This window comes from Aquamicrobium lusatiense (assembly GCF_014201615.1).
In the GTDB taxonomy this organism is placed as follows: domain Bacteria; phylum Pseudomonadota; class Alphaproteobacteria; order Rhizobiales; family Rhizobiaceae; genus Mesorhizobium; species Mesorhizobium lusatiense.
Window position 1 is genome coordinate 1,196,109 of the sequence record NZ_JACHEU010000001.1, and the last position, 25,658, is coordinate 1,221,766.

A 25,658-nucleotide genomic window follows, 5' to 3' on the forward strand; every position below is an offset into this window, starting at 1 on the left:
AGGGGCGTCGGAGGCAGGGGATGGTTCAGGGACAGTCGCGGAAGATGGGGACCGGCTCGTCATTGCTTGCTCATCTGGACAGGCGGCGAGAAACGTAGTCCTTCACGGTTTTCAGGCTCTGCCATAATTGTCTGTTGCGCCGGATGCGGTCTTTGACGGCCTCGCCGAGGCGCATCGTTGAAACCGCTACTGATCCAAGGGGAGTGAAAACAGCATAGGCATCGTCGAGTTCGTGAATGATATCGCACCAGTGTGTCTTGTAGTCTTCATAGCCGATGCCGAGATCGTAGACGGTCATGCCACGTTCGCAACTGTGCTCGATATGACGGAAGGTGAGTACGTTGCCGGGGCTGTGTTGTGCAAGCTCGTCGAGCGCGAATGCCGTAAAATAGCTGTTCATATGGCCGCGATAGATGCCCGATCCGGTAACGGCCCGCGTTTTCCCGTCGACTGAAAGCGAGGCTATCTCCAGGAGAGGCTCATCCGTTCCGATGGAGCGATCTATCAGATCGTGAAAGAAGGCGGTAACGCCCGGTTCTGCGAAGCTGTTGGGTTTGCCCTGCTCGGCAAGACGGAGCGCTTTTTGCTCGAAGAAGAAGTCGAGAGCTGCATGTTCCTCTGCGGGATCCAGCAGCATCTGATAGCGGACCTCGCCGGCCGCGCCCATCTTGCGCTCCTTGGCCTTCACTCTTTTCCGGCGATTGCGCCCGTCACGGTCTTGAAGAAGGGCGTCGAAGTCGCGGGACAGCGCGAACGCATAGCCTTCGGTCGCGCATGGGATTGAGGACAGTGCGCCGAGAGGCTGGGCGATATCATCGAAGCAACGCGGCATCTGCCCAAGCAGCGCACAGTCGGCGTTGCCGAGCGCCTTACCAAGTATCCGCTCGATGACGGAACGGGAAAGGGTGCGCATTCTCGCTGCGCCTTCCCGGCTCCACAGTCCGAAATTGTAGCTCGTATGCTTGCCACCAATCCATCTCGCGATGCGCACAGGTCCGGTCTTCGATATGGCGAGCGGCAGAATGAAGGCCGGTTCTCCATCGAGCCGTCCAAGCAGGATGGACGCCCGGGCATTTTCATGCGGCAGGACATGGCGCACATAGGCATCGACCCAGTCGTAGCGCTGAAAGACCGTGCCGCAACCGGTTGCCTCCAGCTGCCTCCATTCCGGCTCGATCAGCGAAGGCCTGTCAAAGGCCCGCACCTCAAAATGGGACGACCCGGAACTCTGCCAGCTCGTTTTCACCGGTGCGGACGCCCGCATTTCCTGCGGTGGTGTCATCTCCTGTGCTCCGTAAGTGCGCTTCACGGCCGAGATACGATGCATCCTGAGATTTCCGCCCCGGCCATGCTGCTCCCTCCCCAGCCTTAACCTATACGTTTTAAGGAATGGTCTAGGAATACGAGGATCAGCGTTTCTCAACTCTGACTTGTCCTGCCTACGGCTGCATTTGTGATGCATCGTGGTTAACCGACAGGGTTAAGTTCGTTTTAACATTTTTAAATCATTATCCATGTCGCGATCAGATGGCAGCCGTTGCGCCGTCATTCTGGTGATCTAGGGGTGATGTATGTCTGATCTTTCCATAAAAGCGGCGCTCGCCGTGATTGCAACTTTCGCCGTCGCGCCGGTCCTTGCCGCCGATTATGTTCAGCCGCCGGTTGTCATCGAAGAGCCCGTGGTCGTGGAACAGCCGGTGGAGTTCGGCGGCTGGTACATTCGCGGTGATGTGGATTATCACAAGTCGAAAATGCGCGGCTCGGAGTACATCACCTATGGTGCGCCGTGCGGTCCCGGTTGTGGCGGGGCGGGCGGCACCAAGAGCTTCGACAAAACGGAACTCAAGAGCACATTCTCGATCGGCGCCGGTGTCGGCTATCAGCTCAACCGGTATTTCCGCACGGATCTTACGCTCGATTACTGGTCGAAGTCCAAGTTCAAGGGCAGCACGTCCGATGATGGCAACTATGGTTGCGGCAGCCCCACCATTCCCTGCCAGTCCGTCGACCGCGCAAAAATGTCCGCGCTCGTGCTGCTTGCCAATGCCTATGTCGATCTGGGCACCTGGAACGGGCTGACGCCTTATGTCGGCGCAGGTATCGGCGGCGCCCACATCAAGTGGGGCGATCTGGAGAATGACGCCAATGTCGGCTACGCCGTTCACAAGGGCAGCAAGAACTGGCGCTTTGCTTATGCGCTGATGGCCGGTGCATCCTACTGCCTGACCGAAAACACCATGATCGATGCCGGCTATCGCTTCAGCCGCATCAATGGCGGGCGCATGTTCGAGTATAATGGCGCCGGTCCGGGCTTCGACAAGGGCTTCAACACCCATGAGGTGCGCGCCGGCCTGCGCTACAATTTCGGCGGCGCCAGCCAGTGTGCCCAGCCCGAAACCGCAGTCTATGTGCCGGAGCCGATCTACACCAAGTAGGCTGGCCAAAGCTTTTCAGACCAGGAGGCCGGGCGGCATTGCCGTCCGGCCTTTTTCAATTCGGTGTCGGGTGTTGCCGGCCCCGGGGCGGCCGATCTCAGATCACCACCGTGACCCATGCAAACGTCTGTTCCGCATGTTCGGCCATGGCGTCGCGCGCGGCCGCCGGCTGACGATTGCGGATCGCTTTGACGATCCTGTCATGATTGTAGGGAGTGAGGTTCTTGGCGGCTGCCGGCTTGGCCGCCGACAGGATGAAATTCGTCACCTCGACCTGAATTTCCGTTTCCTGCTTGAGAAGCCGCGACGATCCCGACACTTCGGCGATGACCATGTGAAAGCGGGCATCGGCGAAACGCATGTCCGGAAATTTGGGCAGCAGATCGTCGTATTCCCGTGCCGCCTGCTCGATGCGGACGAAATCGTCCTCCGTACCGCGCTCGGCGGCCAGATAGCAGGCCTCGCCGGAGATGGCGCGTCGCCAGTCGGTCAGATCACGCAATTCCTCGCGCGTCAGCCGCAGGCGGCGCGCGGCATCGGCCAGACGCTCGCCCACATCCTCAGCGATGAAATTGCCGCCATTGCGGCCGCGTACCGTGGTGAGCAATCCCATGTCGCGCATGGCGCCCAGCGCGATCCGGGCCGTCATCGGGGCGACGCCCAGCATTCTGGCCAGCTCGTTTTCAGGCGGAAGCTGCTCGCCGGGGCTGAGCTCGCCCATGGTGATGGCTTCGCGCAGGCGGCGGAACACCATGTCCGGCGCGCTGTTTCCTTCAGCGGAGAGAGGCTTCAGAAATTTCATTTGACCATTAAACTATAGATGTTAAAGGTTATGTGATTAACAGTTGGAATGCAATGCCCCAAACCACCTCTGAACACAAGCCGGCCGGTCCCCGCATTCTCGTCTCCGGCTCTCTCTCTTCGCCTTATGCGAGCGATTATCTGGCCTGCACCCTGCGGGAGTTTTCGGATTCCGCCTTTGCCGGGCTGAAGGCCGGCGGCGCCTCGGTTTCCTTCGTAGAGGCGTCCGCGCCGCAGCTTACCCAGCGCGAGGCGCTCGAAGACGTCGACGGAGTGCTGATGCTTGGCGGCGCCGATGCCGATCCGCAGACATACGGACAGCAGGTCGTGGCCGACAGCGTCTACGGCATCCATCGGGCGGCCGATGACTATGAGATCGGGCTTCTGCAGCTTGCGCGGGAGAAGGGTCTCCCCATTCTGGGCATCTGCCGTGGCATGCAGCTTCTCAACATCGCTGCCGGCGGCGATATGGTTCAGGAGATCGGTGGCGGCACCATGCACTATCTCAACGCCGACAATTCGGTGATGACCGCGCATCCCACCGAAATACTGCCGGATACTCGCCTTGAAGAGGTTTTCGGGGCCGGCGAGATCATCGTCCGCTCCGGCCATCATCAGGCCGTGTCGAAGGTCGGCGAGGGGCTTCGCGTCGCGTCAAGGGCGGCGGATGGCATTGTCGAGGCGCTGGAGGGCACCGACGACGCGTGGGTGGTGGGTGTCCAGTGGCATCCGGAAGACCCCAAAGCCTCGCATGAAGATTTCGAACGGCTTGTGGGTGCGTTTCTCGCTCATTGCCGCCGCGCATAACAACATAAAACAACGATCAGGGAGATCACTTCGATGAAGTCATTTGCATTGCTGGCCGCGGCCGGCGCGTTTGCCGTTTTTGCCGGTGCTGCCGCTCAGGCGGCCGAATATGGCAAGTGCGAGCCGCAGGGCGAGCGCGGCAGCATCAAGCTGGAAACCATTGCCGCCGATACGCTGACTGTGGCGACGGTGCTGCCCAATCCGGGCTGGTACAACGGTGTGTCGCCCGAGAAGATCGAGGACGGCTTCGAATATTGCATGGGCGCCGAGATCGCCCATCGCGCTGGTCTGGACAAGGTGCGCCTCGTCAACATGGCCTGGGACCAGTACATCTCCGGCACCGCTTCCAACTATGACATCGGCATTGCCGGCACGACCATCACCGAAGCCCGCAAGCAGGTCTTCGATTTCAGCCAGCCTTATTTCTCGTCCAATCTCGGCGTTGCCGTGAAGAAGGGCGCCGACGTGACGGCTGAGAACATCCGCACCAAGCGTATCGGCGTGCTGCAGGGCAACATGGGTTCGGACTGGGTCATCGGCACGCTGAAGCCCGAGCAGCAGCCGGGCCTCTACCAGTCGCAGCCCGACATGGTCACGGCCCTGATCGCCGGTCAGGTGGATGCCATCATCTCCGATACGACGCTGGTCCTCTCCGCCACCAACGGAACCAATGGCATGATCGAAGTCATCGGCCAGTTCGAGCTCGATCAGGGTTATGGCATCGTGCTGCCGAAGGGCTCGGCCAATGCCGCCACGATCGATCAGGCGGTCGCCACCTTCCGGGAAGACGGCACGCTGGCTGGTCTGTCCGCCAAATATCTGACGCCCCTGTTCGGCGTCGATCCGGCGACCATCCCCGTCTGGAACCAGAACTGACTTTATCCCCTCCGCCCATCGGTGCGGATCTGATTCCCAACAGCGCTGCCCGGATCGTCATGCGGTTCCGGGCAGCCGGTTTATCAACTGACAGATTGGAGTTGGCATGACCTCGCTGAGCCCTGCACCGCGCAGTCGCGGTCTGGCGGTTTTCGCCACGCTGCTCGCCATAGCCTTGCTCGTTGCCGTTGCTGCGGTGGGAGAAAGTGTTCGCGCAGGCATAACCACCAGCCCGGAGCTTTCCACCTTCAGCATCTGGGTGATGGTAGCAGGGCTGGCGCTCGGTGCCCTAACCCTGTGGGCCGCCGTGAGCGCGCTGCGTCATTCTTTTCGCAGTGCCCGTGAAGAAGCCGCCGGTGAGGTGCTCGCCTCCCGTGCCAGCGCTGCGCAGTCGCGCCAGCAGAGCTTCGTCACCTTCGGGCTGGCCTTTGCCATCGTGATCGCCTTTGCACTGATCCAGCTCGTGCTGATCAACGACGGCAACATCCAGCGCACCTTCCTGCGCGGCGATCTGATGGCCTCCAGCGCGCTCGACATTGCGCGTGCCTTCATCGTCAACATCCGGCTGGCCTTCATCTCGGGCGTCATCGTTCTGGTGTTCGGGCTGGTTCTGGCCATTGCTCGCATGATCCCGGGCAAAGCCGGCGCGCCGGTCAGGTTTCTGGCCGTCGCCTATATCGACCTGATGCGGGCGGTACCGGCCATCATCGTTCTCTACCTGATCGGTTTCGGCCTGCCGCTGACCAATCTGCCGCTGCTGAGCGGGCTCAATGCCGAATGGTTCGCGATCATGGCGCTGTCACTCACTTACAGCGCCTATGTGGCCGAGGTGTACCGCTCCGGCATCGCATCCATCCACCCCTCGCAATGGGCGGCCAGCCGCTCGCTCGGCTTCTCCTATCTGCAGACGCTGCGCTTCTTCATTCTGCCGCAGGCCATGCGTCTGGTCATTCCGCCGATGCTGAGCACCTTCATCGCCCTGCAGAAGGACACTTCGCTGGTCAACGTCATCGGCACGCTCGATGCCTTCAACCAGGCGAAGTTCTACGCGTCGAGCACGTTCAACCTGTCGTCGGTGACGGTGGTGGCCATCCTGTTCGTCATCATCACCATTCCGCAGACCCGCTTTGTCGACTGGATGCTTGAGCGTGGCGCCAGCCGCCGCAAGGGAGCTTGACCATGGCTTTCATCGAACTTTCGGGCATCGAGAAGAGCTATTCCGGCCATCAGGTGCTCAAGGGCATCGACCTCGATGTGGAAAAGCATCAGGTGGTGACGCTGATCGGTGCATCGGGCTCCGGCAAGTCGACGCTGCTGCGCTGCATCAATGCGCTGGAGACGATCGATCGCGGCACCGTTTCTGTGGACGGCGACGTCGTCTCGGGGCCGGGCGTCGATCTCGACCGTCTGCGCCGCAAGGTCGGCATGGTATTCCAGTCGTTCAACCTGTTCCCGCACATGACGGTCGAGGAAAACATCGCCGTCGGTCCGATCCGCCTTCTGGGCGAAGATCGCGGGGCGGCGCTGAAGCGGGCGCGCGAATTGCTGGAACGGGTCAACCTCGCGCACCGCGCCAGCTACTATCCCGACCAGTTGTCCGGCGGCCAGCAGCAGCGCGTCGCCATCGTGCGCGCCATCGCCATGCGGCCGGAAGCGCTGCTTCTGGATGAGATCACCTCCGCGCTCGACCCCGAACTGGTGGCGGAGGTGCTCAACATCGTGCGCGATCTGGCCCGCGATGGGATGACCATGATCCTCGCCACGCATGAAATGCAGTTCGCCCGCGAGGTTTCCGACGTCGTGGTGTTCCTTGAACAGGGTAAGCTTCTGGAAAAGGGGCCGCCCGCGCAGATATTCGGCGAGCCGAAGGAAGAACGCACGCGCGCCTTCCTGAAGCAGATCATCGAGGCGGGACGCCTCTGACGAGGCAGGGGCCGCGCACAGTGCGGCCGCTGCCTTGTCAAGAGCCGGTAGCCGGCGGCTTTGTCTCGACTCGGGGCCCGTTTCATGCCAAGTCCCCGCCATGGCACTGGACATCAAGATCTGCGGGCTGAAGACGGAGGCGGCGCTGGCATCGGCCATCGACGGCGGCGCCAGCCATGTCGGCTTTATTTTTTTCCCAAAAAGCCCCCGCAACGTGACCCCGCAGGAAGCCGGTGAACTGCGCGCACTGGCGCGCGGCAGAGCGAAGGCTGTCGCGGTCACCGTCGATGCCGATGACGCTTTTCTGGATGCCATCGTCGATGCGATGCAACCCGACATGCTCCAGCTTCACGGCTCCGAAAGCCCGGAACGTGTGGCGCAGGTCAAGGTGCGCTATGCGCTGCCTGTGATGAAGGCTTTCGCCATTCACAAGGCGGCGGATCTGGCGCGCATAGCACCCTATCGCGGTATTGCCGAGCGCTTCCTGTTCGATGCAAAGCCGCCGCCAGGCTCCGCGCTTCCGGGCGGAAACGGCGTACGCTTCGACTGGACCATCCTTGCCGGGCTTGACGCTGGTGTCGATTACATGCTTTCCGGCGGGCTCGACGCTGCCAATATCGCAGACGCCCTGCGGCTTGCTAACCCGCCCGGCATCGACATATCGTCAGGCGTCGAAAGTGAGCCCGGCGTCAAGGACACGGCGCTCATCGAAGCCTTTTTCAAGGCGGTTGCAGCCGCGCGCGACGACCGTGCAGCCTGAACCGCAGCCTTTTGCCCGAGGAGATCGGCGATGAACAAGCCGGCCACGCCAAATTCATTCCGCACCGGCCCTGACGAGCAGGGCATGTTCGGCATTTTCGGGGGCCGTTTCGTGGCCGAAACCCTTATGCCGCTGATCCTCGACCTTGAGGAGGAGTGGAACAAGGCCAGAACCGATCCCGAATTCAGGGCCGAGCTTCAGGCGCTTTCCACCTTCTATGCCGGGCGCCCGTCGAAGCTCTATTTTGCCGAGGGTCTGACCCGGCATCTGGGCGGCGCGAAAATCTATCTCAAGCGCGAGGACCTGAACCACACGGGTTCCCACAAGATCAACAACTGTCTTGGCCAGATCCTGCTCGCCCGTCGCATGGGCAAGACCCGCATCATCGCCGAGACGGGTGCCGGCCAGCATGGCGTGGCCTCCGCCACCGTCGCAGCGCGCTTCAACCTGCCCTGCGTCGTCTATATGGGCGCGACCGATGTGGCCCGCCAAAGCCCCAACGTGTTCCGCATGAAGCTTCTGGGCGCCGAAGTGCGGCCGGTGGAATCGGGCCACGGCACGCTCAAGGATGCGATGAACGAAGCCCTTCGCGACTGGGTCACCAATGTCGAAGACACATATTACCTGATCGGCACTGCGGCCGGGCCGCACCCCTATCCGGAGCTGGTGCGCGACTTCCAGTCGGTGATCGGCACGGAAGCGCGCGCGCAGGTGCTGGAACAGGAAGGACGCCTTCCCGATGTGATCATCGCTGCCGTAGGCGGCGGCTCCAACGCCATCGGCCTGTTCCATCCTTTCCTCGATGACAAGGAGGTCCGCATCATCGGCATCGAAGCCGGCGGTCGCGGTCTCGACGGCGTCGAGCATTGCGCGTCGATGAATGCGGGACGCCCCGGCGTGTTGCACGGCAACCGCACCTATCTGATCCAGAACGAGGACGGCCAGATCATCGACGGCCATTCCGTGTCCGCCGGTCTCGACTATCCCGGTGTCGGCCCCGAGCACAGCTGGCTGCGCGACACGGGCCGGGTCGAATATGTGCCGATCCTCGATGACGAGGCGCTGGAGGCGTTCCAGCTCTGCACCCGCACCGAAGGCATCATCCCGGCGCTGGAATCGGCCCATGCCATTGCCCAGGCCGTCAAGATCGCCCCGTCGATGGACAAGGAACAGATTATCATCGTCAACCTGTCCGGACGTGGCGACAAGGACGTGCATACCGTGGCCTCGATGATGGGCATGGAGATCTGAAATGACCGAAACCCGCATCGACCGCCGCATGGCGAAGCTGAAAGAAGAGGGCCGCCCGGCGCTCGTCACCTATTTCATGGGCGGCGACCCCGACTATGACACCTCCCTGTCGATCATGAAGGCGCTTGCCCGGTCGGGGGCCGACATCATCGAACTCGGCATGCCGTTTTCCGATCCGATGGCCGATGGTCCCGCCATTCAGGCGGCAGGTCTGCGTTCGCTGAAGGGCGGGCAGACGCTGGTGCGCACTTTGCAGATGGCAGCCGATTTTCGCAAAGATGACAATGAGACGCCGATCGTGCTGATGGGCTACTACAATCCCATCTACATCTACGGTGTGGACCGCTTCCTGGCCGATGCGAAGGCATCCGGCATCGATGGTCTGATCGTGGTCGATCTGCCACCGGAAATGGACGAGGAACTGTGCGTTCCGGCGCTGAAGGCAGGCATCAACTTCATCCGCCTCGCTACGCCGACGACAGATGAAAAGCGCCTGCCGAAGGTTCTGCAAAACACCTCCGGCTTCGTCTACTACGTGTCGATGACCGGCATTACGGGCTCCGCTCTGGCCGACACCGGCAAGGTTTCCGAGGCGGTGAAGCGCATTAAGCAGCACACTGATCTGCCGGTGTGCGTCGGCTTCGGCGTCAAGACGGCCGGGCAGGCCCGCACCATAGGCGCCTCGGCTGACGGCGTCGTGGTCGGTACGGCCATCGTCAATGCGGTTGCTAATGTTCTGGGCGCCGATGGCAAGCGCACCGCCGATCCGGCCGAGGCGGTTGCAACGCTGGTTTCCGGTCTTGCACAGGGCGTGCGTCAGGCCCGCCTTGCTGCTGCCGAATAGTTGCCCTAACCCAAACAGAATCAAGTCGCGGTCAGGAGCCGAACGATGAACTGGATCACCAACTACGTCCGCCCGAAGATCAATTCGATGCTCGGACGGCGCGAAATGCCCGAGAACCTCTGGATCAAGGATCCGGAGTCGGGCGAGATGGTCTTCCACAAGGATTTGGAAGAGAACCAGTTCGTAATCCCGGCTTCCGGCTATCACATGAAGATCGCCGCGAAGGAGCGGCTGAAGTTCTTCTTCGATGGAGGCAGCTATGAGGTTCTGGAAAACCCCAAAGTCGTTCAGGATCCGCTGAAGTTCCGTGACGAGAAGCGCTATGTCGACCGCCTGAAGGACGCCAAGGCCAAGACCGGTATGGACGACGCCATCCTGAGCGCGACCGGCCAGATCGACGGCCTTCCGGTCGTCGCGTCAGTTCAGGATTTCGCCTTCATGGGCGGTTCGCTCGGCCTTGCCGCCGGGGAGGCGATCATCCACGCTTTCGACACGGCACGCCAGAGCCGCAAGCCGATGGTGCTTTTCGCTGCCTCGGGCGGCGCGCGCATGCAGGAAGGCATCCTGTCGCTGATGCAGCTTGCCCGCAGCACCGTGGCTGTGGACCGCTTCAAGGAGGCCGGTTTGCCCTATATCGTGGTGCTGACCAACCCGACCACGGGCGGCGTCACCGCTTCTTACGCCATGCTGGGTGATGTGCATATTGCCGAGCCCGGCGCTTTGATCGGCTTTGCCGGACCGCGCGTCATCGAGCAGACGATCCGCGAAAAGCTGCCTGAAGGCTTCCAGCGCGCCGAATACCTGATGGAGCACGGCATGGTGGACATGGTGGTGTCGCGTCTGGAGATGAAGAAGACGGTCGCCAACCTGCTCAAGCTGCTGCTCAAGAAGCCGGAAACGCATCAGGAGCAGGTTGCCGACATGCCGCCGCCCGCTCCGGTTGCCCCGGAAGCGCGGCCGCAAGCCTGATCGCGCGGCATGAACACGCTTTCCGCCGAGCGCGAGATCGAACATCTGATGACGCTGCATCCGAAAGGTTTCGACCTTTCGCTGGATCGGGTGTCACGGCTGCTCGACAAACTGGGCAATCCGCAGGATCACATGCCGCCGGCGATCCATATCGCCGGCACCAATGGCAAGGGCTCCTGCGCCGCATTCACCCGCGCCATTCTCGAAGCGCAGGGCCTGCTCGTTCACACCCACACCTCGCCGCACCTCGTCAACTGGCATGAGCGTTACCGCATCGCCGCTGATGGCGGCAGCAGGCTGGTCGACGATGCCACGCTGGCCGAGGCGATAGCGCGCGTGGCGAAGGCCAATGACGGACAGCAGATCACCGTGTTCGAGATTCTGTCGGCGGTCGGGTTCTTGCTGTTTTCCGAGCATCCTGCCGACGTGGTCGTCATGGAGGTCGGCCTTGGCGGGCGTTTCGACGCCACCAACGTCATTGCACGGCCTGCCGCCTCGGTGATCATGCCAGTTTCCATGGATCATGAGGCCTATCTCGGCGACCGGGTCGAACTGATCGCTGCCGAAAAGGCCGGCATCATCAAGCAGGGCTGCCCGGTCGTGATCGGCTCCCAGCCGCATGAGGCTGCCCTTGAGGTGCTTGCCGACACCGCCGCGCGTCTCGGCTGCCCGACCCATATCTATGGTCAGGACTTTTTTGCCTTCGCGGAACATGGCCGCATGGTCTATCAGGATCAGGATGGCCTGATGGATATTTCCCTGCCGCGCATGACCGGCCGCCACCAGCTCGCCAACGCATCGGCTGCCATTGCGGCGGTCAAGGCCGCCGGTTTCGATCCGCGCGAAAACGCCATCGACCGCGCCATGACGACGGCCTCGTGGCCGGGCCGCATGCAGAAGCTGCCGCATGGCAAGCTGATGGAGCTGGCGCCTGCCGGAGCCGAAATCTGGGTGGATGGCGGCCACAATCCCGGCGCCGGCATCGTCATTTCAGAAGCGCTGGCGGAACTCGAACAGAAGGACCCGCGGCCGTTGTTCATGATCGCCGGCATGATCAACACCAAGGATCAGAGCGGTTATTTCCACGCGTTCAACGGTCTGGTGAAGCATGTCTACACCGTGCCGGTGGATTTCAGCGATGCCAGCGTGGGCAATGACGAACTGGCCGTGCGCGCCAGTGCGGCAGGCCTGTCGGCTGAACCGGTCAGCTCGGTGGCAAATGCGCTGATGCTGCTGCGTGACAACTGGCAGGAGACAGATGTGCCGCCGCGCATCCTCATCGGCGGTTCGCTCTATCTTGTTGGTGCCGTTCTGGCTGAAAACGGAACCCCGCCGACCTGAAGCATCCTTTCGGGCCGGTGCTGATCGGCCATCCAGCCTGCCATAAAAAAGCCCGGCACAATGGCCGGGCTTTTTGTTTGGTATCCGCTTCGGATCAGGCGACGGCGCCGTTGATCCACTGCGACAGGGCGGTCTTGGGGGCTGCGCCAACCTTGGTATCGGCAACCTGACCATCCTTGAAGATCATCAGGGTCGGAATGGAGCGCACGCCGAACTGGGCGGCAAGCTCCGGGTTCTCGTCGATGTTCAGCTTCGCGATCTTGACCTTGCCGCCAAGCTCGTTGGAAATCTCTTCCAGCGACGGGCCGATCATCTTGCACGGGCCGCACCATTCAGCCCAGAAATCCACCACGACGGGTTCCTTGGCGTCGAGCACGTCCGACTGGAAGTTGCCGTTGTCGACCTTAACGGTTGCCATGCGAAAGTCCTTTCGGTTGTTCAGCTCAACGATATGTGGCGGTGGAACCGGCCAAATTCAAGCGAGTTCAAATTCAGGCAGGTCTTGTGTCACGATAGGGTGAGTCGGGCAAGGGCGGCATCCATGGCGTCACCCGGCAGTTCGATGAGGCGCGGCGCTTCGGTAAACAGCAGGGCGGCCGCGATTTCCCGCCCCGGATAAAGCGGCTTCAGCAGTTCCCGATAGAGGCCGAGCTGTAAGACATAAGCCTCCGGCACCTGCGCCAGCGTGGCGGGCGGCGGGCGGTTTGTCTTGTAATCGACGATCAGTACCCGCTCGTCCGTCACCGCCAGCCGGTCGATCTTGCCCGATACGGAGCGCTGCCTGCCCTTCACCTTCAGGCTCCCCATGAGGGCGATCTCGGCGCGGGAGCCTTGGGCGAAGATGGGAGCAAAGCGTGCATCGCCGAGCACATCGAGCACCGCTCCGAGCACGCGCTCGCGCTCGGATTGCGGCCAGTCGGCGCCCGCGCGCGCCAGATAGCGCCGGCCGGCCTCCTCCCGCTCGTCGTCAGCAATGCCGGGCAGCATCTGCAACAGCTTGTGGGTGGCGAGGCCGCGCGCGATGGCCAGCGAAGGCTCATCACTCGCTTCCAGCACCGGCGAGCGCGGATCGGGAAGCGGCTCGATCCCGTCCTCTCCGATCAGCGCCGAAGCACCGGAGGGCGAGAGCGGGCGCGGCAGTTCCTCATCGTCGTCCAGACGGTCGAACAGCGTGGCGGGCAGGGGTGTGAAGCTGGTTCCTGCGGTTTCAGTATCGGCTTGTGCGGAAGACAGAGGCGGCAGGCCGGTGGCGTGGAAGCGATGTACGGGGTCGCCGGTGACGGGATGCGCCAGTTCACGCGTCTCAGGCGCCGTTGCCAGCGCGCGGGAAACGATCCGGTGCCAGGTTCCGTCGCCGGGCTCGCGCTTGCCGTGATAGCCGGCGACGATCAGCCGGTCCTCGGCGCGCGTCATGGCGACATAGAGCAGGCGGCGATACTCGTCGTCGGCCAGTTGCTTGGCCGTCTCGGCCGCGCCGCGCGAGACGGCGTTGGCGATTTCGGCATGAGAGCGCCACAGATAGCCACGGCCGCGCCAGTGTCGGCCCGAGCTTTCAAACGGCATCAGGCGCGGCAGATGCTGATCGCTGAAGGCGCGCGCGCCGCCGTCGATGAGAAACACCACCGGCGCTTCGAGGCCCTTGGAAGCATGCACGGTCATGATGCGCACCTCGTTGCGGCTCTGGTCCATCTCCCGCTTCACTTCGGGGCCGGCGTTTTCCAGCGTGGAGAGGAATGAATCGAGACCGGGCAGCCCGGTGCGCTCTTCTGCGAGGCAGAAGTTCAGGAACTCGTCCAGTATGTCGCCGGCTTCGGGGCCGAGACGTGCGATCATGTTGCGGCGCACCCCATCGCGCGCCAGAATGCCGGCATAGAACTCGAAGACCGGCTTGAAGGCGGCCTCGCTCGCCCAGCGATCAAGGGTTTCTGCGATGGCGGCAAGCGGCTTGTCCGTCTCTGCCAGACGGCGCAGCGACTGGATCAGCGAGATGCTGCGCTCCCGCCCCGCCGCGAGATCGAACAGGCGCTGCTCGGGCAGGTCGAAGATCGGCGAGCGCAGCACGGCCGCAAGCGACAGGTCATCCTGCGGCTGGACGAGGAAGCGGCCAAGTGCTGCCAGATCCTTCACGGCGATGTGGCCGGGCAGGCTGAGCCTGTCCGCGCCTGCCACCGGCACGCCCTTTTCCTTCAGGCTCTTCGACAGCGCATGGATGAAGCGGTCGCGCTTGCGCACCAGCACCAGAACATCGCCGGCGCGCAGCGGGCGCCCCTTGCCTTCGAGGATTTCGCCCTTGTCCAGCCAACTCTTGATGGTGGCGGCGACATGCTCGGCCACGCGCACGGCGGGCGCGCTGGCGTGGTTGACCGGCAGTGTCCAGTCGTCCGGTTCCTCGACCTGATCGGCGCCCAGCGTCGGCCACACTTCCACATACCCCGGCGCATCGTTGCGGATCGCCTTGTGGTCGAGCGGGTCGGGATCGTGGCTGATGCCGCGCCGCACCTCGTCGTCGGAGAACACGCGATCCACCGCGCGCAGCACGTCCTCGCTGGAACGGAAGGAAAAGGTGAGTTTCAGATCGGCAAACTGTCGCCCGGCATCGCGCACCCGAATTGCAAACTCGTCCTTGCTTTCGGCGAAGGAATTCGGTGCCGCGCCCTGGAAGGAGTAGATCGACTGCTTCTCGTCGCCCACGGCGAACACGGTGCGCAAGGTGTCGTCGCGGGCGCTCTCGCCGGAGAAGAATTCTTCGGCGAGTTTCTTCACCACGTCCCATTGTTCGGGGCTGGTGTCCTGTGCCTCGTCGAGCAAAATGTGGTCGATGCCCTGATCGAGCTTGTACTGCACCCATGCACCGGCTTCCGGGCGCTTGAGCAGCTTGACGGTGCGGGTGATCAAGTCGTTGAAGTCGAGCAGGCCGCGCGCGCGTTTCAGCTCCTCATAGCGGCGGATCAGCCAGTCGGCGATCGTGAGCGCTGAGGTGGTGCCTTTCACCATGCGGTAGAGCGCAAGCCGATCGCACGCGGCGATGATCGCATCTGTGGCGGCGAGATACCGCTCTGCCAGATCGGGCATCGCGCCGAGCAGCGCCTTGGAAAACAGCCAGTCCGGCTTGTAGGCGTCGCCCTTGCCGCTGAGAAAGGATTTCTGCAAACCCGCAAGGCGCAGCATCGGGTCGGGCTCGGCGAAGGCGATCAGCGCATCGTCCACAAGCGAGCCGCGTGCGCGGTTTGCGCCGAGTTGCAAGGAGAGCGTGTCGAGCGTCGCCATATAGGACGGCTCGAAACCGTGCACGGGCCAGATCGCTTCGGCAATAGCGGCCTCATCGTCATCGGCGCTGAAGCCGAATTCCGAAAACAGCGGTGCGAAGCCTTCCGCGGTGCCGCCGATCCTGCCGAGAAATTCGCGCAGCGCTTCGCGCTTGCCCACGATCTCGGAAAGCAGCGTGTCGAGCCCGGTCTCGCCACCGCGCGCAAGCACGGTGGCGAAGGCTTCCGTGAGGTCCGTGGCCGCACCGCCCACCGCGCCGGCGATCATGTCGCGGCGCGCGGCGGCGACCGGCGCCTGTTCCATCTGCGTGTCGACCATCTGGAAATGGGCGACGATATTCGCTTCCAGCGGAAACTGGTGCAGCACCGCCTCGCAGAAGGCGTGAATGGTCTGGATCTTCAGCCCGCCAGGCGTCTCCAGCGCCTCGGCGAACAGGCGGCGCGCCCGCTGCAAGGTCGCAGCATCCGGGCGGCGCCCGTCCATGGCCTCGATCCGCTTCGCAAGCTCGGCCTCGTCGAGCGCCGTCCATTCCGACAGCGTGGAAAAGACGCGGTTCGACATGTTGGCGGCCGCCGCGCGCGTATAGGTCAGGCACAGGATTTTCGACGGTTCGGTGCCGCGCAGCAGAAGCCGGATGACGCGCTGGGCCAGCACATGCGTCTTGCCGGAGCCGGCATTTGCCGACACCCACGCCGAATTGGCGGGGTCGGAGGCGCGCGCCTGTGCGAGCGCGGTGTCGGTGGGGATCGGATACTTCATTCCTCTCCCCCTTCACCCGCACCGTCGCCGCCGGCGGACCATTCCAGCACGCGCGCCAGATGGTCGTAATCGCCATCCGTCTCGCCCTCGCGGAAGGGCAGCGCGCGCGACAAATAGCCGGTGGCCGGGTTGGCGTAATGGTAGAGCAGCTTTTCCAGCCGCGCCCATGCATCCTCGCCAAGCTCCGTGCCGGAGCGGATCCCCTTGCCGTGCCTGAGGATCGACTCCTGCTCCACCTCGCCATTGGCGCGCAGGCGGATGAAGGCAAGGTCCGCCGGTTCCCGGCTGCCCAGATCGCGGAACGAACCGCGCCTGAGCAGAGCGGCTTCCAGCGCGAGCTGTGGTGCCAGCAATGTGTGCGCCTGTACCTTGGAGGGCGAAGAGCCCGTCTTGTAGTCGAGAATGTCGGCCATGTTGCCGGTGAGCAAGTCGACCCGGTCGGCATAGCCGGACAGCGTCACGCCGGTGCCGCCGACGACCGTTTTCTCGGCCCGCGCCTCGGCATGGCGTGACTGCACGTCGGAGCGGCCGCGCTCCCATGCGAGGATGTTGGCGGCCAATGTCTCGAAGCGCGGCCACCATACGGCTTCGACATCTTCCGGCAGTTCGGCATTGGCGAAGCAGTCGCGGCCCGCCTGCAACAGTTTCTCCAGCGCGTCCGGGGCAGACGGATCGGCCTGCATGGAGAAGCGGTGCAGTATGTCGTGGAACAGCGTGCCGCGCTCGGCAGCGCCCGGATCGCGGATCACCGGATCGAGCGCCTGAAGGCCGAGGATGCGACGGGCATAGATGGCATAGGGATCGCGCCGCAGCGTCTCGATTTCCGTGACGGAAAAATGCTTTGGACGCATAGCGACGGGCGGCGCGGGGCAGGGGCGCGGTGCGAAGTCGACGCGCGGTGCGTCATCCAGCGTGCGCGCCCATGAAAGCAGTTGCTCGCCGCGTCGGCGCATGACGGCGGCATGGTCCTTGCCGGTGAAGGTGAGCAGGCGTTGCAGCCAGCGTGACGGAACGGCAGGTGCATCGCCGGAGCGCAGCGCGCGCGCCAGCACCACCTTCTGCGTGCCCATCGCCATCTGGAAATCATGCGCCGCAAGGCCTATGCGCCGCTCCGGCGGTTCGAGATCGAGCCCGCCCTTCATCAGCCGCGACATGAAGCGGTCGCTCTCCGGCTTGCGCGGCCACACGCCTTCGTTGAGCCCGCCGACGACAAGTGTGTCGACATGCTGGAGCCGCGCCTCCAGCGCGCCCCAGATGGCGATGGCCCGGTCTGTGCCCTGTCGCGGCTTTACCGTTTCGGGCGCGAGCAGGGCATCGAGCACGTCCGGCCATTCGTCGGCGCCGAAGGTGAAGGGCGAGTGAGCCGCCACCAGATCGCGCAGGACCTGTGCCAGCTTGTGGCCTGGATCGCCGGCATAGAGCGCTGTGACGCTGCCATCGGCCTGACGGCCCAGCGCTTCCAGTACCTGTGTGCTTGCCTGCGCGAAATCGGGAACGCCGAGGTCGGTGCGGCCGCGCAGTTCGAGCAGGGGGCCGAGCGCGTCGACAAGTCTGGCGGCAACACCAATCGCCTCCTCGATGCGCCTTGCCGGAAAGCGCGCGAACCAGAACGGCTCGCGCCCGCCGTCGCCGGGGTCGGTAAGCCGCCGCTCGAAGAGGTCGGGCAGGGCGGCGATGTCGGGGCGTCCGGTGCCTCCGCGCAGCGCGGCCAGCTCGATCAGTTCGGCTGCGTGGCGCACCGGCGCGCGCTCCATTCCAAGCGACAGCAGCGGGTGCTTGACCAGCGCCAGCAAAGGCAGCGGATCGCCGGGGCGGAAGGCGGCTTGCGCTGCAAGGCGCAACAGCGCGGCAGGTGGTGTGTTGGCGAGCGGCGTGCCGCCGGAATCGTCTGCGGTGACGCCAAAGCGTAGCAGTTCGGCTGAGACGCGCCGGGCCAGCGCCCTGTCGCCCGTCACCAGCGCTGCGCGCTTGCCGGGTGCGCTCACGGCATAGCGCAGCGCCACCGCAATGGCGGTTGCCTCGTCGCGCTCGTTCGGCGCTTCCAGCACGCTCACGTCTTCAAGGGCGGCCGTCATGTCGGCATCGCCGAAGCATGCGCGCATCTGCAGCCACAACTCGGTCGTATCGGCTGGGCGCAGCGCTTCGCTGACGATGGCGTTGCGCAGGTCAAGCGCGGAGGAAGGCGTTCCGAGCGGCGCGATCTCGTCGCGGGCGACGCCGATCTTGTTCGCCAGCTTGATCAGGCCGTATTGCGGATGGCCGAGCAGCGCGGGGCGCGCGTCCGGCGCCGAGATGGCGGCGAGCGAGGGTGCATCGAGCGTTGCATCGAGCCCCGGCAGAACCACCGCGCCGTTCGGCAGGTGAGCGATTGTCTTCAGCAGTTCAGCCGTGGCGGGGATCGAGCCGGTCGAACCGGCGGCGATCACGGGACCTGCGGGCGGTTTGCGCTGAAGGCGTTCCGTCTCGAAGCGGATCAGCGCACTGCGATGTGCCGCCGGATTGGAGCGATCGCGCTCGGCGAGGATCAGCGGCCAGTGCTGGCTGGCGATGCCGAGGAAATCCAGCGTCACCTGCCACCAACCGGCAAGATTGCCGGTGACCAGCCCGGCGAGCTTTGCCCAGTCGGAACCCTCAGTTTCCACCTCGTCCATCAGGTCGGCCAGATCGCGCGCCAGCCAGATGGCGTCGGCGGCGGAGGCCGGCACCATGATCTCTTCCGCGAAACGCGCGGCCACCTCGGCCGGCAGCCGCTGTTTCCACGCCCGCACCAGAACGGCGAGCAGCAGCAGGCGTTCGGTCGAGGCGATGGGCGGGGCAAGGTCGAGTGCAGCGGGATTTTCGGGCGCATCCGTCTCGAACAGCGCCTCGTCCTCATCGAATTCGCCAAGCGGCCGCACGGTCGGCAGGATGGCGGCGCGGCCGCCCATCAGCTCCATGAACTCGGTGCGCAGGGCGCGCGCGGCGCGTCGCGTCGGCACATAGATGGTGACGTCGGCGAGCGCCAGCGGATCGCCGTCGAAGCGGAAACCCGGAACCAGTTCGCCCGACAGCAGCGCCGAGGCCAGTGTCGGCAGGAAGGGCGCTCCGGGCGGGATCGAAAGAACGCGCGGCGCGCTGCTCATGCCGCACCGGCCGGAACTTGCCGCAGCGCTTCCTCCGCCGGGGCGATGGCATCCGGCGTGCCGACGGTGATCCAGTGGCCGTTCATGGCCACACCGAACAGGCGGCCTGCGGCAATGGCGCGGTCGAAGTAGAGGTTGAGCGAATGCGGTTCCGCGTCCGCCCCTTCGAAGATACGCGGATGGACGATGCCCGCACCGCCATAGATCAGCCCCTCGGGGTGATTGCGTCCGCGCACCAGCCGGCCGTCGTCGGCAAGCAGGAAATCGGTCGAACCGCTGTGGCCGGTGGAATCCGCCGGATTGGCGAGCATGAGCAATATGTCCATGCGCGCATCGTCCCACGTCGCGGCCAGCCGCTCAAGCTCCGGCGTGCCGCGTTCGATCCAGAAGGTGTCGGCATTGAGAATGTAGAACGGATCCGGCCCCAGTTCCGGCAGCGCCCGCACGATGCCGCCGGCGCTGTCGAGCAACCTGTCGCTCTCGTCGGAAATGACGATGCGGGGTTTCGTGTATCCGGCGACATGGGTGGCGATCATGAAGCCCAGATGATGGACATTGACCACGGCCTTATCCACGCCGGTCCCGGCCAGCGCATCCAGCCCGCGATCGAGCAGGGTGCGGCCGGCTATCTCCACCAGCGGCTTCGGCAGCGTGTCGGTGATCGGGCGCATGCGCGTGCCGAGCCCTGCGGCGAGCACCATCGCTGTCTTCGGGCCTGTCAAAGTTCCCGCTCCTCAAGAAAACCCTGTTCCTCGTAGAAGGCGTGCATCGGGGCAAGCGCCGGGTGGGCGAGCGCGCGGCGCAGATAATCGCGGATGCGCGGCAGGTGTTTCAGATAGCCGGGCTTGCCGTCGCGGCGATGCAGGCGCACGAAGATGCCGAGGATTTTCGAGTTCCGCTGCGCCGCCATCAGCGCGTAGGCTTCCAGAAAGGCGGTCTCGTCGAAAGGTCCGGCCGCGCGGCGGCGGGCAAGATAGGCATCCACCGTCGCCTGTTCGATGTCGCGCGGCACGGTGGCGCGGGCATCCATGGCGAGCGAGGCGAGATCGTAGGCCGTCGGGCCTACAAGCGCATCCTGAAAATCGATGATGCCCAGCCGGTCGTGGCCGCTGCGCTCCGCCCGCCAGATCAGGTTCGGCGAGTGATAATCGCGCTGCATCAGCGTGGGCTCAAAACCTTCGATGCGGTCGAGCGCGGCGTTCCATTCCCGCCGGTAGCGGGCGCGCAGCGCATCGTCCGCCGGCTTGCCGCTCACAGCCGGAACGTACCAGTCGACCAGAAGATCGGCCTCGATCAGCATGGCGTCCCGGTCGAAGGGCGGCACGTCGTAGACAATGCCGGGCGCGATTTCGATATGAGGAGACCATGGACGGCCATGCATGTCGGCCAGCAGTTCGGCGGCAGCGACATAGCGTTCCGCGATGGGATTGCGCGCGTCATCCAGCACGCCCGTGCTGCCCAGATGCTCGATCAGCAGGAAACCATTGTCGAGATCCTGCGCATAAATCTCCGGGGCGCAGATGCCGGCTTCACGCAGCACCTTGTCGATGGCGACGAAGGCCGCGACGGTCTTTGAGGTATGGGCGATCTCGGCATAGGGCTTGCCGTCGCGCACCGGCGGACCCATCACCAGCGTCGGCGAGTTCATCAGAATGCGATCCGCTTCGCCTGCAAGGCGTACCGTCTCGTAGGAGCGCGCCGAGGCATCGCCTGTGAGATGGCGGCGCTGGGCGCTGCCCCAGCCGGCGCCTGTCAGGAAGGCGCGCATGGCGAGCGAGCGTCCGATGCGCGCCATCGCCTCGCCGGTGCCGGAGATGCGGGCGCGACGGCCTTCGCCCTCGTGGATGAGCTCGACCGTCAGCGCACTTGCCGGCAGGCGGCTGCCGGCGCGTTCGGGCCACTCCACCAGAGCCACGCCTCCGGCAAAGGCGTCCTCGAAACCAAGTTCGTCCAGCTCGTCCTCATGGCCGAGGCGATAGAGATCGAAATGGTGGACGGGAAAGCGCGTCTCGTAACTCTGCACCAGCGTGAAGGTGGGGCTCGGCACTTCGAGGGTGGCATCGTCGGCAAGGGCGCGGATCAGGGCCCGCGCCAGCGTGGATTTTCCGGCGCCGAGATCGCCATGCAGGGCCAGAACGTCACCCGGCCGCACGGCCATGGCGAGGTCCTCGCCGAGCCGTTGTGTCGCCGCCTCATCGCCGAGCGCCACCTCGATAGGGGAGGCTTCCATGTGGGGAGCTACTCCGCCGCGTTGCGCATATCTGCCGGCGTAGCCGGGAAGATGCACACGACCGTGGTTCCCTGTCCGGAGCCGGTCTCGATGCGCACTTCGCCGCCATGCAGTTCGACGAAGCTTTTGACGATGGAAAGGCCAAGGCCCGCCCCGCGCCTGCGCCCGCCATTGACGCGCGATTCGAAGCGGTGGAACACCAGATCCAGCACGTCGGGCGGCATGCCCGGCCCGTCATCATGCACGGAGAATTCGACGCCGTCCGGCAACTGCCGGCAGGTCAGGCGCACCGTGCTGCCTTCGGGCGCATAGTTGGCGGCATTGGTGAGCAGATTGTAGAGGATCTGCCGCACCCGTACCTCGTCGCCCTTGAGCGTCTGCGGTGCGGCGGAGGCGTCGACCGAGAGCCTGATAGCGTGTTCCTGCAGCCGTTCGGAAACCAGTTCTGCGGCGGCCGTAATGGCGTTGTTGACGTCGACCTCGGTGATGTCGAGCTGCATGATGCCTGCGTCGACGGTGGCGAGGTCGAGGATATCGTTGACGATGGTGAGCAGCACCGACGACGACGAGCCGATATGCTCCAGATATTCGCGCTGGCGCGGCGACAGCGGTCCGGTGGCCGGCAGCGACAGCAGTTCGGTGAAGCCGATGATGTTGGTGAGCGGCGAGCGCAGCTCATAGGAAACGTGCTGCACGAACTCGTTCTTGATCTGGTCGGACTTCAGCAGGGCTTCGTTCTTTTCCTTCAGCGCCCGTTCGACATTGACGCTGTCGGTCACGTCCACGAAGGTCGTCATCACCTGTCCGTTGGGCAGATGGATGACGGCGTAGCGCAACACGCTGCCCGCGTTCAGTTCCACCAGACCATGCCAGTTGGTGCGCTCTTCGTCGAAGCCGGTGATGGCTGCAACGAAACCGCCCCATGGGCTGTCCTTCGCCCGGCTGTCGCAAACCGCGCGGACCGAAGCGACATGGACATTCGGCGCGACAAGGCTTTCCTCAAGTCCCCACAGCGCGGCAAAAGCCGGGTTGGAAAGGCGTAGCCGCCCGTCCGGGCCGAACACGGCAACGCCCTCGGCCAGATTGTCGAGCGTCTCGCCCTGTACGCGCACCGCGGTCTGGTAACGGCTTTCGAGGTCGATCTTCTCGGTCAGGTTTTCGAACAGCCAGGTCACGCCGCCCTTGGGCTGTGGGTTGGCGACGACGCGAATGGTCTTGCCGTCCGGCAGGTGCCACCAGTGCTCCTGCGTTTCGACCGCCCGATAGGCGCCGAGCAGGTTTTCCTTCCAGCGCCGCCATTCCGGCTGTTCGGCGATCTTGCCTTCGCTGCGCAGCCGGTCGAGCAGCAGGGCGTTGTCGGGCGCACTGTTGAGGAACGGAATATCGAGCGACCACAGCTTCTGGAAAGCCTGATTGAAGAAGCGCAGTTTCTGTTCGGTGTCGAAGATCGCGACAGCGGTGTTGAGATGATCGAGCGTGTCAGAGTGGTTGCGCACGGTGCGCTCGAACTCCTCGCGCATCGTTTCCACCGCGCTCACGTCGCAGGCAATGCCGGCAGAGCCTTTTGTGCCGCTGTAGTCCGTTACCGTGAACTGGCGCCGGTCGCCCTGGATGACGGTGGACATGGTTTGCGCGAACACCGGATGCGTGCGGTGCTGATCGGCAATCGCCGCGCGGGCGCCGTCGCCCAGCAATTCGCGGCCTTCACGGATCGCATCTTCATCCGCCGAAGCCTCAACGGCGGCGGCATAGGCGCGGTTGATCCATTTCAGCCGGCCGTTTTCATCACGCAGCCATACCGGCATTTCGAGTGCATTGAGCAGGTTGATGAGCGTTTCGTGGTCGCCGACAAGCCGCTCGTTTTCCAGCTTCAGCCGTGCATGGGCGCGCTGGATGTCCGAAAGGGAGAGGAACCGCACCAGCGTGTGCGATGGCCCCTTGCGGCCCTGAATTTCGAGGGTCGCGCCCCCATGTGTTTCAGCGACGACGTCGAAAGGCGTGCCTTTTTCGCGCAGGCTCGCGATGCCGCGTTCGAGCGCTGCGGCGGAACGCGGCGCCAGCCAGCGTCCGAAAGCCAGAAAAGGCGCGCGGTCCTCCGGGGCACCGGCCTCCAGCGGAAGCGAGCCGACCAGTTCGGGCTTCTGGTTGTCGCCGGACCACAAGATGACGCGCTGGTCGCGCAGATTGAGGATGGCGTCCGAGCGCTGCAGGGCTGCGTTGACATCGGCGATGCGGGCGCGAAGCTTCGCGTTCTCCGCTGCGGTGCGCTGGCGCTCGCGGATAAGCACGATCGCGGAAATAAGTGCAGCGCCCATCACGCCGACCGACAGCGCAAGCTGGATCACGTCGGACGTGCCTATGGGCATGGCCGCGCGCGTCGCGGTCTGTGCGCCGGCGCTCAGAGACGTCAGGGGAAGGACAAGCGCCGAGGAGGCAAGAAGACGGCAGGGCATGAGCCCGGCGCGCAGCCGCCAACGAAATGACGGGCGTTTCCCGTCGCGGAAATCGTCGTGGCCGCCGGCAACGGCCTTTCCCGCATGAAGCGGGTTTTCCCCCGGCATGTCGTGGTCCTCTCCGCCGCCCTTTGTAAAGGACGCCCAGCCGGCAAACCCCGGTTCCGAACCCCTGTCCGGCTGAAGCGTCGCGAATCACCCCACAATACCGCCTCGCCGAATCTGCGTGAAGCAGCCCGGGCGCAAAAATAAAACCGGGCGGAAAGTCAACCGCCCGGCTCTATATCTGGTGGTAATTTCAGTTATGGTTAATAGCGGTAGTGTTCCGGCTTGAACGGACCCTGCGGCGTGACGCCGATATAGGAAGCCTGTTCTTCGGAAAGCGTGGTCAGCTTCGCGCCGAGCTTGTCGAGATGCAGGCGCGCGACCTTCTCATCGAGATGCTTGGGCAGCACATAGACTTCGTTCTTGTACTCACCGCCCTTGGTGTAAAGCTCGATCTGGGCAAGCACCTGATTGGTGAAGGAAGCGGACATGACGAAGCTCGGATGGCCGGTGGCGTTGCCGAGATTGAGGAGGCGGCCTTCGGACAGCAGGATCATGCGCTTGCCGTCCGGGAAGGTGATCATGTCCACCTGCGGCTTCACGTTGGTCCACTGCAGGTTGCGCAGGGCGGCGACCTGAATCTCGTTGTCGAAGTGGCCGATATTGCCGACGATGACCATGTCCTTCATCTCGCGCATGTGGTCGAGGCGGATGACGTCCTTGTTGCCGGTGGTGGTGATGATGATGTCGGCGTTGGGGGCTGCGTCTTCCAGCGTCACCACCTCGTAGCCGTCCATGGCTGCCTGCAGCGCGCAGATCGGGTCGACTTCGGTGACCTTGACGCGTGCGCCGGCGCCGGAAAGCGAAGCGGCTGAACCCTTGCCCACATCACCATAACCGCAGACCACGGCAACCTTGCCGGCCATCATCACGTCGGTGCCACGGCGAATGCCGTCGACCAGCGATTCCTTGCAGCCATACTTGTTGTCGAACTTGGACTTGGTGACCGAGTCGTTGACGTTGATGGCGGGGAAGGGCAGCAGGCCCTTCTTCTGGAGCTGGTAGAGGCGGTTGACGCCGGTGGTGGTTTCTTCCGAAACGCCGCGGATCGCCTCGCGCTGCTTCGTGAAGAAGCCGGGCGTCGCCGCCATGCGCTTTTTGATCTGGGCGAAGAGGATTTCCTCTTCCTCGCTGCCGGGGTTGGTCAGCACGTCCTCGCCGGCTTCGGCGCGCGCGCCGAGCAGGATGTACATGGTGGCATCGCCGCCATCGTCGAGGATCATGTTGGAGGGCTGGCCGTCATCCCACTGGAAAATGCGGTCGGTGTATTGCCAGTAGTCCTCCAGCGTCTCGCCCTTGATCGCGAACACGGGAACGCCGGACGCGGCGATCGCGGCGGCGGCATGGTCCTGCGTGGAGAAGATGTTGCAGGAAGCCCAGCGCACCTGCGCGCCAAGCGCGCTCAGCGTCTCGATCAGCACCGCGGTCTGGATGGTCATGTGCAGCGAGCCGGTGATGCGCGCGCCCTTCAGCGGCTGGCTCGGGCCAAACTCCTCGCGGCAGGCCATCAGGCCGGGCATTTCCGTTTCCGCGATCTCGATCTCCTTGCGGCCCCAGTCGGCAAGCGAGATGTCGGCGACCACATAGTCCTTGTTAGCTGTCATGATGGCACTCCGGTGGGAATCTGTTGGCGGGCCGCCCTGCCACGGACATGGCGAATGGCGCAAAGCTGCTGGGCTGACTAGCAGATCACGGCAGATACGACAACGGATATA

The 25,658-nt window shown here is 64.1% G+C and carries 19 protein-coding genes; 10 read left to right on the forward strand and 9 right to left on the reverse strand.

Going from position 1 to position 25,658, the window contains the following annotated elements:
• Window positions 1–70 precede the first annotated feature (70 nt).
• Window positions 71–1,462, reverse strand: a complete 1,392-nt coding sequence (locus HNR59_RS05705; RefSeq protein ID WP_183827161.1) for a GNAT family N-acetyltransferase — start codon at window positions 1,460–1,462, stop codon at window positions 71–73.
• A 109-nt stretch (window positions 1,463–1,571) separates the two neighbouring features.
• Here HNR59_RS05705 and HNR59_RS05710 point away from each other — a divergent pair, with 109 nt between their 5' ends.
• Window positions 1,572–2,435: an outer membrane protein gene (locus tag HNR59_RS05710; protein WP_183827164.1), complete on the forward strand. Its 864-nt coding sequence runs from the start codon at window positions 1,572–1,574 to the stop codon at window positions 2,433–2,435.
• A gap of 97 nt (window positions 2,436–2,532) precedes the next feature.
• Here HNR59_RS05710 and HNR59_RS05715 read toward each other — a convergent pair whose 3' ends face one another.
• Window positions 2,533–3,189, reverse strand: coding sequence for a FadR/GntR family transcriptional regulator (locus HNR59_RS05715; protein WP_246374509.1), 657 nt, complete (start codon window positions 3,187–3,189; stop codon window positions 2,533–2,535).
• 101 nt (window positions 3,190–3,290) lie between these two features.
• Here HNR59_RS05715 and HNR59_RS05720 point away from each other — a divergent pair, with 101 nt between their 5' ends.
• From HNR59_RS05720 to HNR59_RS05760, 9 genes are all read left to right on the forward strand, one after another.
• Window positions 3,291–4,043: a gamma-glutamyl-gamma-aminobutyrate hydrolase family protein gene (locus HNR59_RS05720; protein WP_183827170.1), complete on the forward strand. Its 753-nt coding sequence runs from the start codon at window positions 3,291–3,293 to the stop codon at window positions 4,041–4,043.
• Between the two features lie 33 nt (window positions 4,044–4,076).
• Window positions 4,077–4,919: an ABC transporter substrate-binding protein gene (locus HNR59_RS05725; RefSeq protein ID WP_183827172.1), complete on the forward strand. Its 843-nt coding sequence runs from the start codon at window positions 4,077–4,079 to the stop codon at window positions 4,917–4,919.
• Window positions 4,920–5,025: 106 nt separating this feature from the next.
• Window positions 5,026–6,096: an amino acid ABC transporter permease gene (locus HNR59_RS05730; RefSeq protein WP_183827175.1), complete on the forward strand. Its 1,071-nt coding sequence runs from the start codon at window positions 5,026–5,028 to the stop codon at window positions 6,094–6,096.
• 2 nt (window positions 6,097–6,098) lie between these two features.
• Entirely contained in the window at window positions 6,099–6,842 is a 744-nt protein-coding gene (locus HNR59_RS05735) for an amino acid ABC transporter ATP-binding protein (RefSeq protein ID WP_183827178.1), read from the forward strand.
• Between the two features lie 100 nt (window positions 6,843–6,942).
• The gene (locus HNR59_RS05740) at window positions 6,943–7,602 is read left to right on the forward strand and encodes a phosphoribosylanthranilate isomerase (protein ID WP_183827181.1); all 660 of its coding nucleotides are present in this window, start codon (window positions 6,943–6,945) and stop codon (window positions 7,600–7,602) included.
• A gap of 30 nt (window positions 7,603–7,632) precedes the next feature.
• Window positions 7,633–8,853: a tryptophan synthase subunit beta gene (trpB, locus tag HNR59_RS05745; protein ID WP_183827184.1), complete on the forward strand. Its 1,221-nt coding sequence runs from the start codon at window positions 7,633–7,635 to the stop codon at window positions 8,851–8,853.
• 1 nt (window position 8,854) lies between these two features.
• Window positions 8,855–9,697, forward strand: coding sequence for a tryptophan synthase subunit alpha (gene trpA, locus HNR59_RS05750; RefSeq protein ID WP_183827187.1), 843 nt, complete (start codon window positions 8,855–8,857; stop codon window positions 9,695–9,697).
• A gap of 45 nt (window positions 9,698–9,742) precedes the next feature.
• The gene (gene accD, locus HNR59_RS05755; protein ID WP_183827190.1) at window positions 9,743–10,666 is read left to right on the forward strand and encodes an acetyl-CoA carboxylase, carboxyltransferase subunit beta; all 924 of its coding nucleotides are present in this window, start codon (window positions 9,743–9,745) and stop codon (window positions 10,664–10,666) included.
• A gap of 9 nt (window positions 10,667–10,675) precedes the next feature.
• The gene (locus HNR59_RS05760) at window positions 10,676–12,007 is read left to right on the forward strand and encodes a bifunctional folylpolyglutamate synthase/dihydrofolate synthase (RefSeq protein WP_183827193.1); all 1,332 of its coding nucleotides are present in this window, start codon (window positions 10,676–10,678) and stop codon (window positions 12,005–12,007) included.
• Window positions 12,008–12,101: 94 nt separating this feature from the next.
• Here the strand turns inward: HNR59_RS05760 and trxA are convergent, their stop codons facing one another.
• The 7 genes from trxA to ahcY form a co-directional block, all read right to left on the reverse strand.
• A complete protein-coding gene (gene trxA, locus HNR59_RS05765; protein ID WP_183827196.1) occupies window positions 12,102–12,425 on the reverse strand; it encodes a thioredoxin in 324 nt (107 codons plus the stop codon).
• Window positions 12,426–12,514: 89 nt separating this feature from the next.
• Window positions 12,515–16,033: a double-strand break repair helicase AddA gene (gene addA / locus HNR59_RS05770; RefSeq protein WP_183827199.1), complete on the reverse strand. Its 3,519-nt coding sequence runs from the start codon at window positions 16,031–16,033 to the stop codon at window positions 12,515–12,517.
• Window positions 16,030–19,155 (reverse strand): double-strand break repair protein AddB, encoded by a 3,126-nt coding sequence (addB, locus tag HNR59_RS05775; RefSeq protein WP_183827202.1) that lies wholly within the window; start codon window positions 19,153–19,155, stop codon window positions 16,030–16,032. The genes addA and addB overlap by 4 nt, the downstream gene beginning before the upstream one ends.
• Window positions 19,152–19,856 carry a nucleotidyltransferase family protein gene (locus HNR59_RS05780; RefSeq protein ID WP_183831367.1) on the reverse strand — a complete coding sequence of 235 codons (705 nt, stop codon included), beginning with the start codon at window positions 19,854–19,856 and terminating at the stop codon, window positions 19,152–19,154. Before HNR59_RS05780 ends, addB begins: the two co-directional genes overlap by 4 nt.
• 17 nt (window positions 19,857–19,873) lie before the next feature.
• Window positions 19,874–21,385, reverse strand: a complete 1,512-nt coding sequence (tsaE, locus tag HNR59_RS05785) for a tRNA (adenosine(37)-N6)-threonylcarbamoyltransferase complex ATPase subunit type 1 TsaE (protein ID WP_183827203.1) — start codon at window positions 21,383–21,385, stop codon at window positions 19,874–19,876.
• A gap of 8 nt (window positions 21,386–21,393) precedes the next feature.
• Window positions 21,394–23,946 (reverse strand): sensor histidine kinase, encoded by a 2,553-nt coding sequence (locus tag HNR59_RS05790; protein WP_183827204.1) that lies wholly within the window; start codon window positions 23,944–23,946, stop codon window positions 21,394–21,396.
• A 200-nt stretch (window positions 23,947–24,146) separates the two neighbouring features.
• Window positions 24,147–25,547, reverse strand: coding sequence for an adenosylhomocysteinase (gene ahcY / locus HNR59_RS05795; protein WP_183827205.1), 1,401 nt, complete (start codon window positions 25,545–25,547; stop codon window positions 24,147–24,149).
• Window positions 25,548–25,658 lie beyond the last annotated feature (111 nt).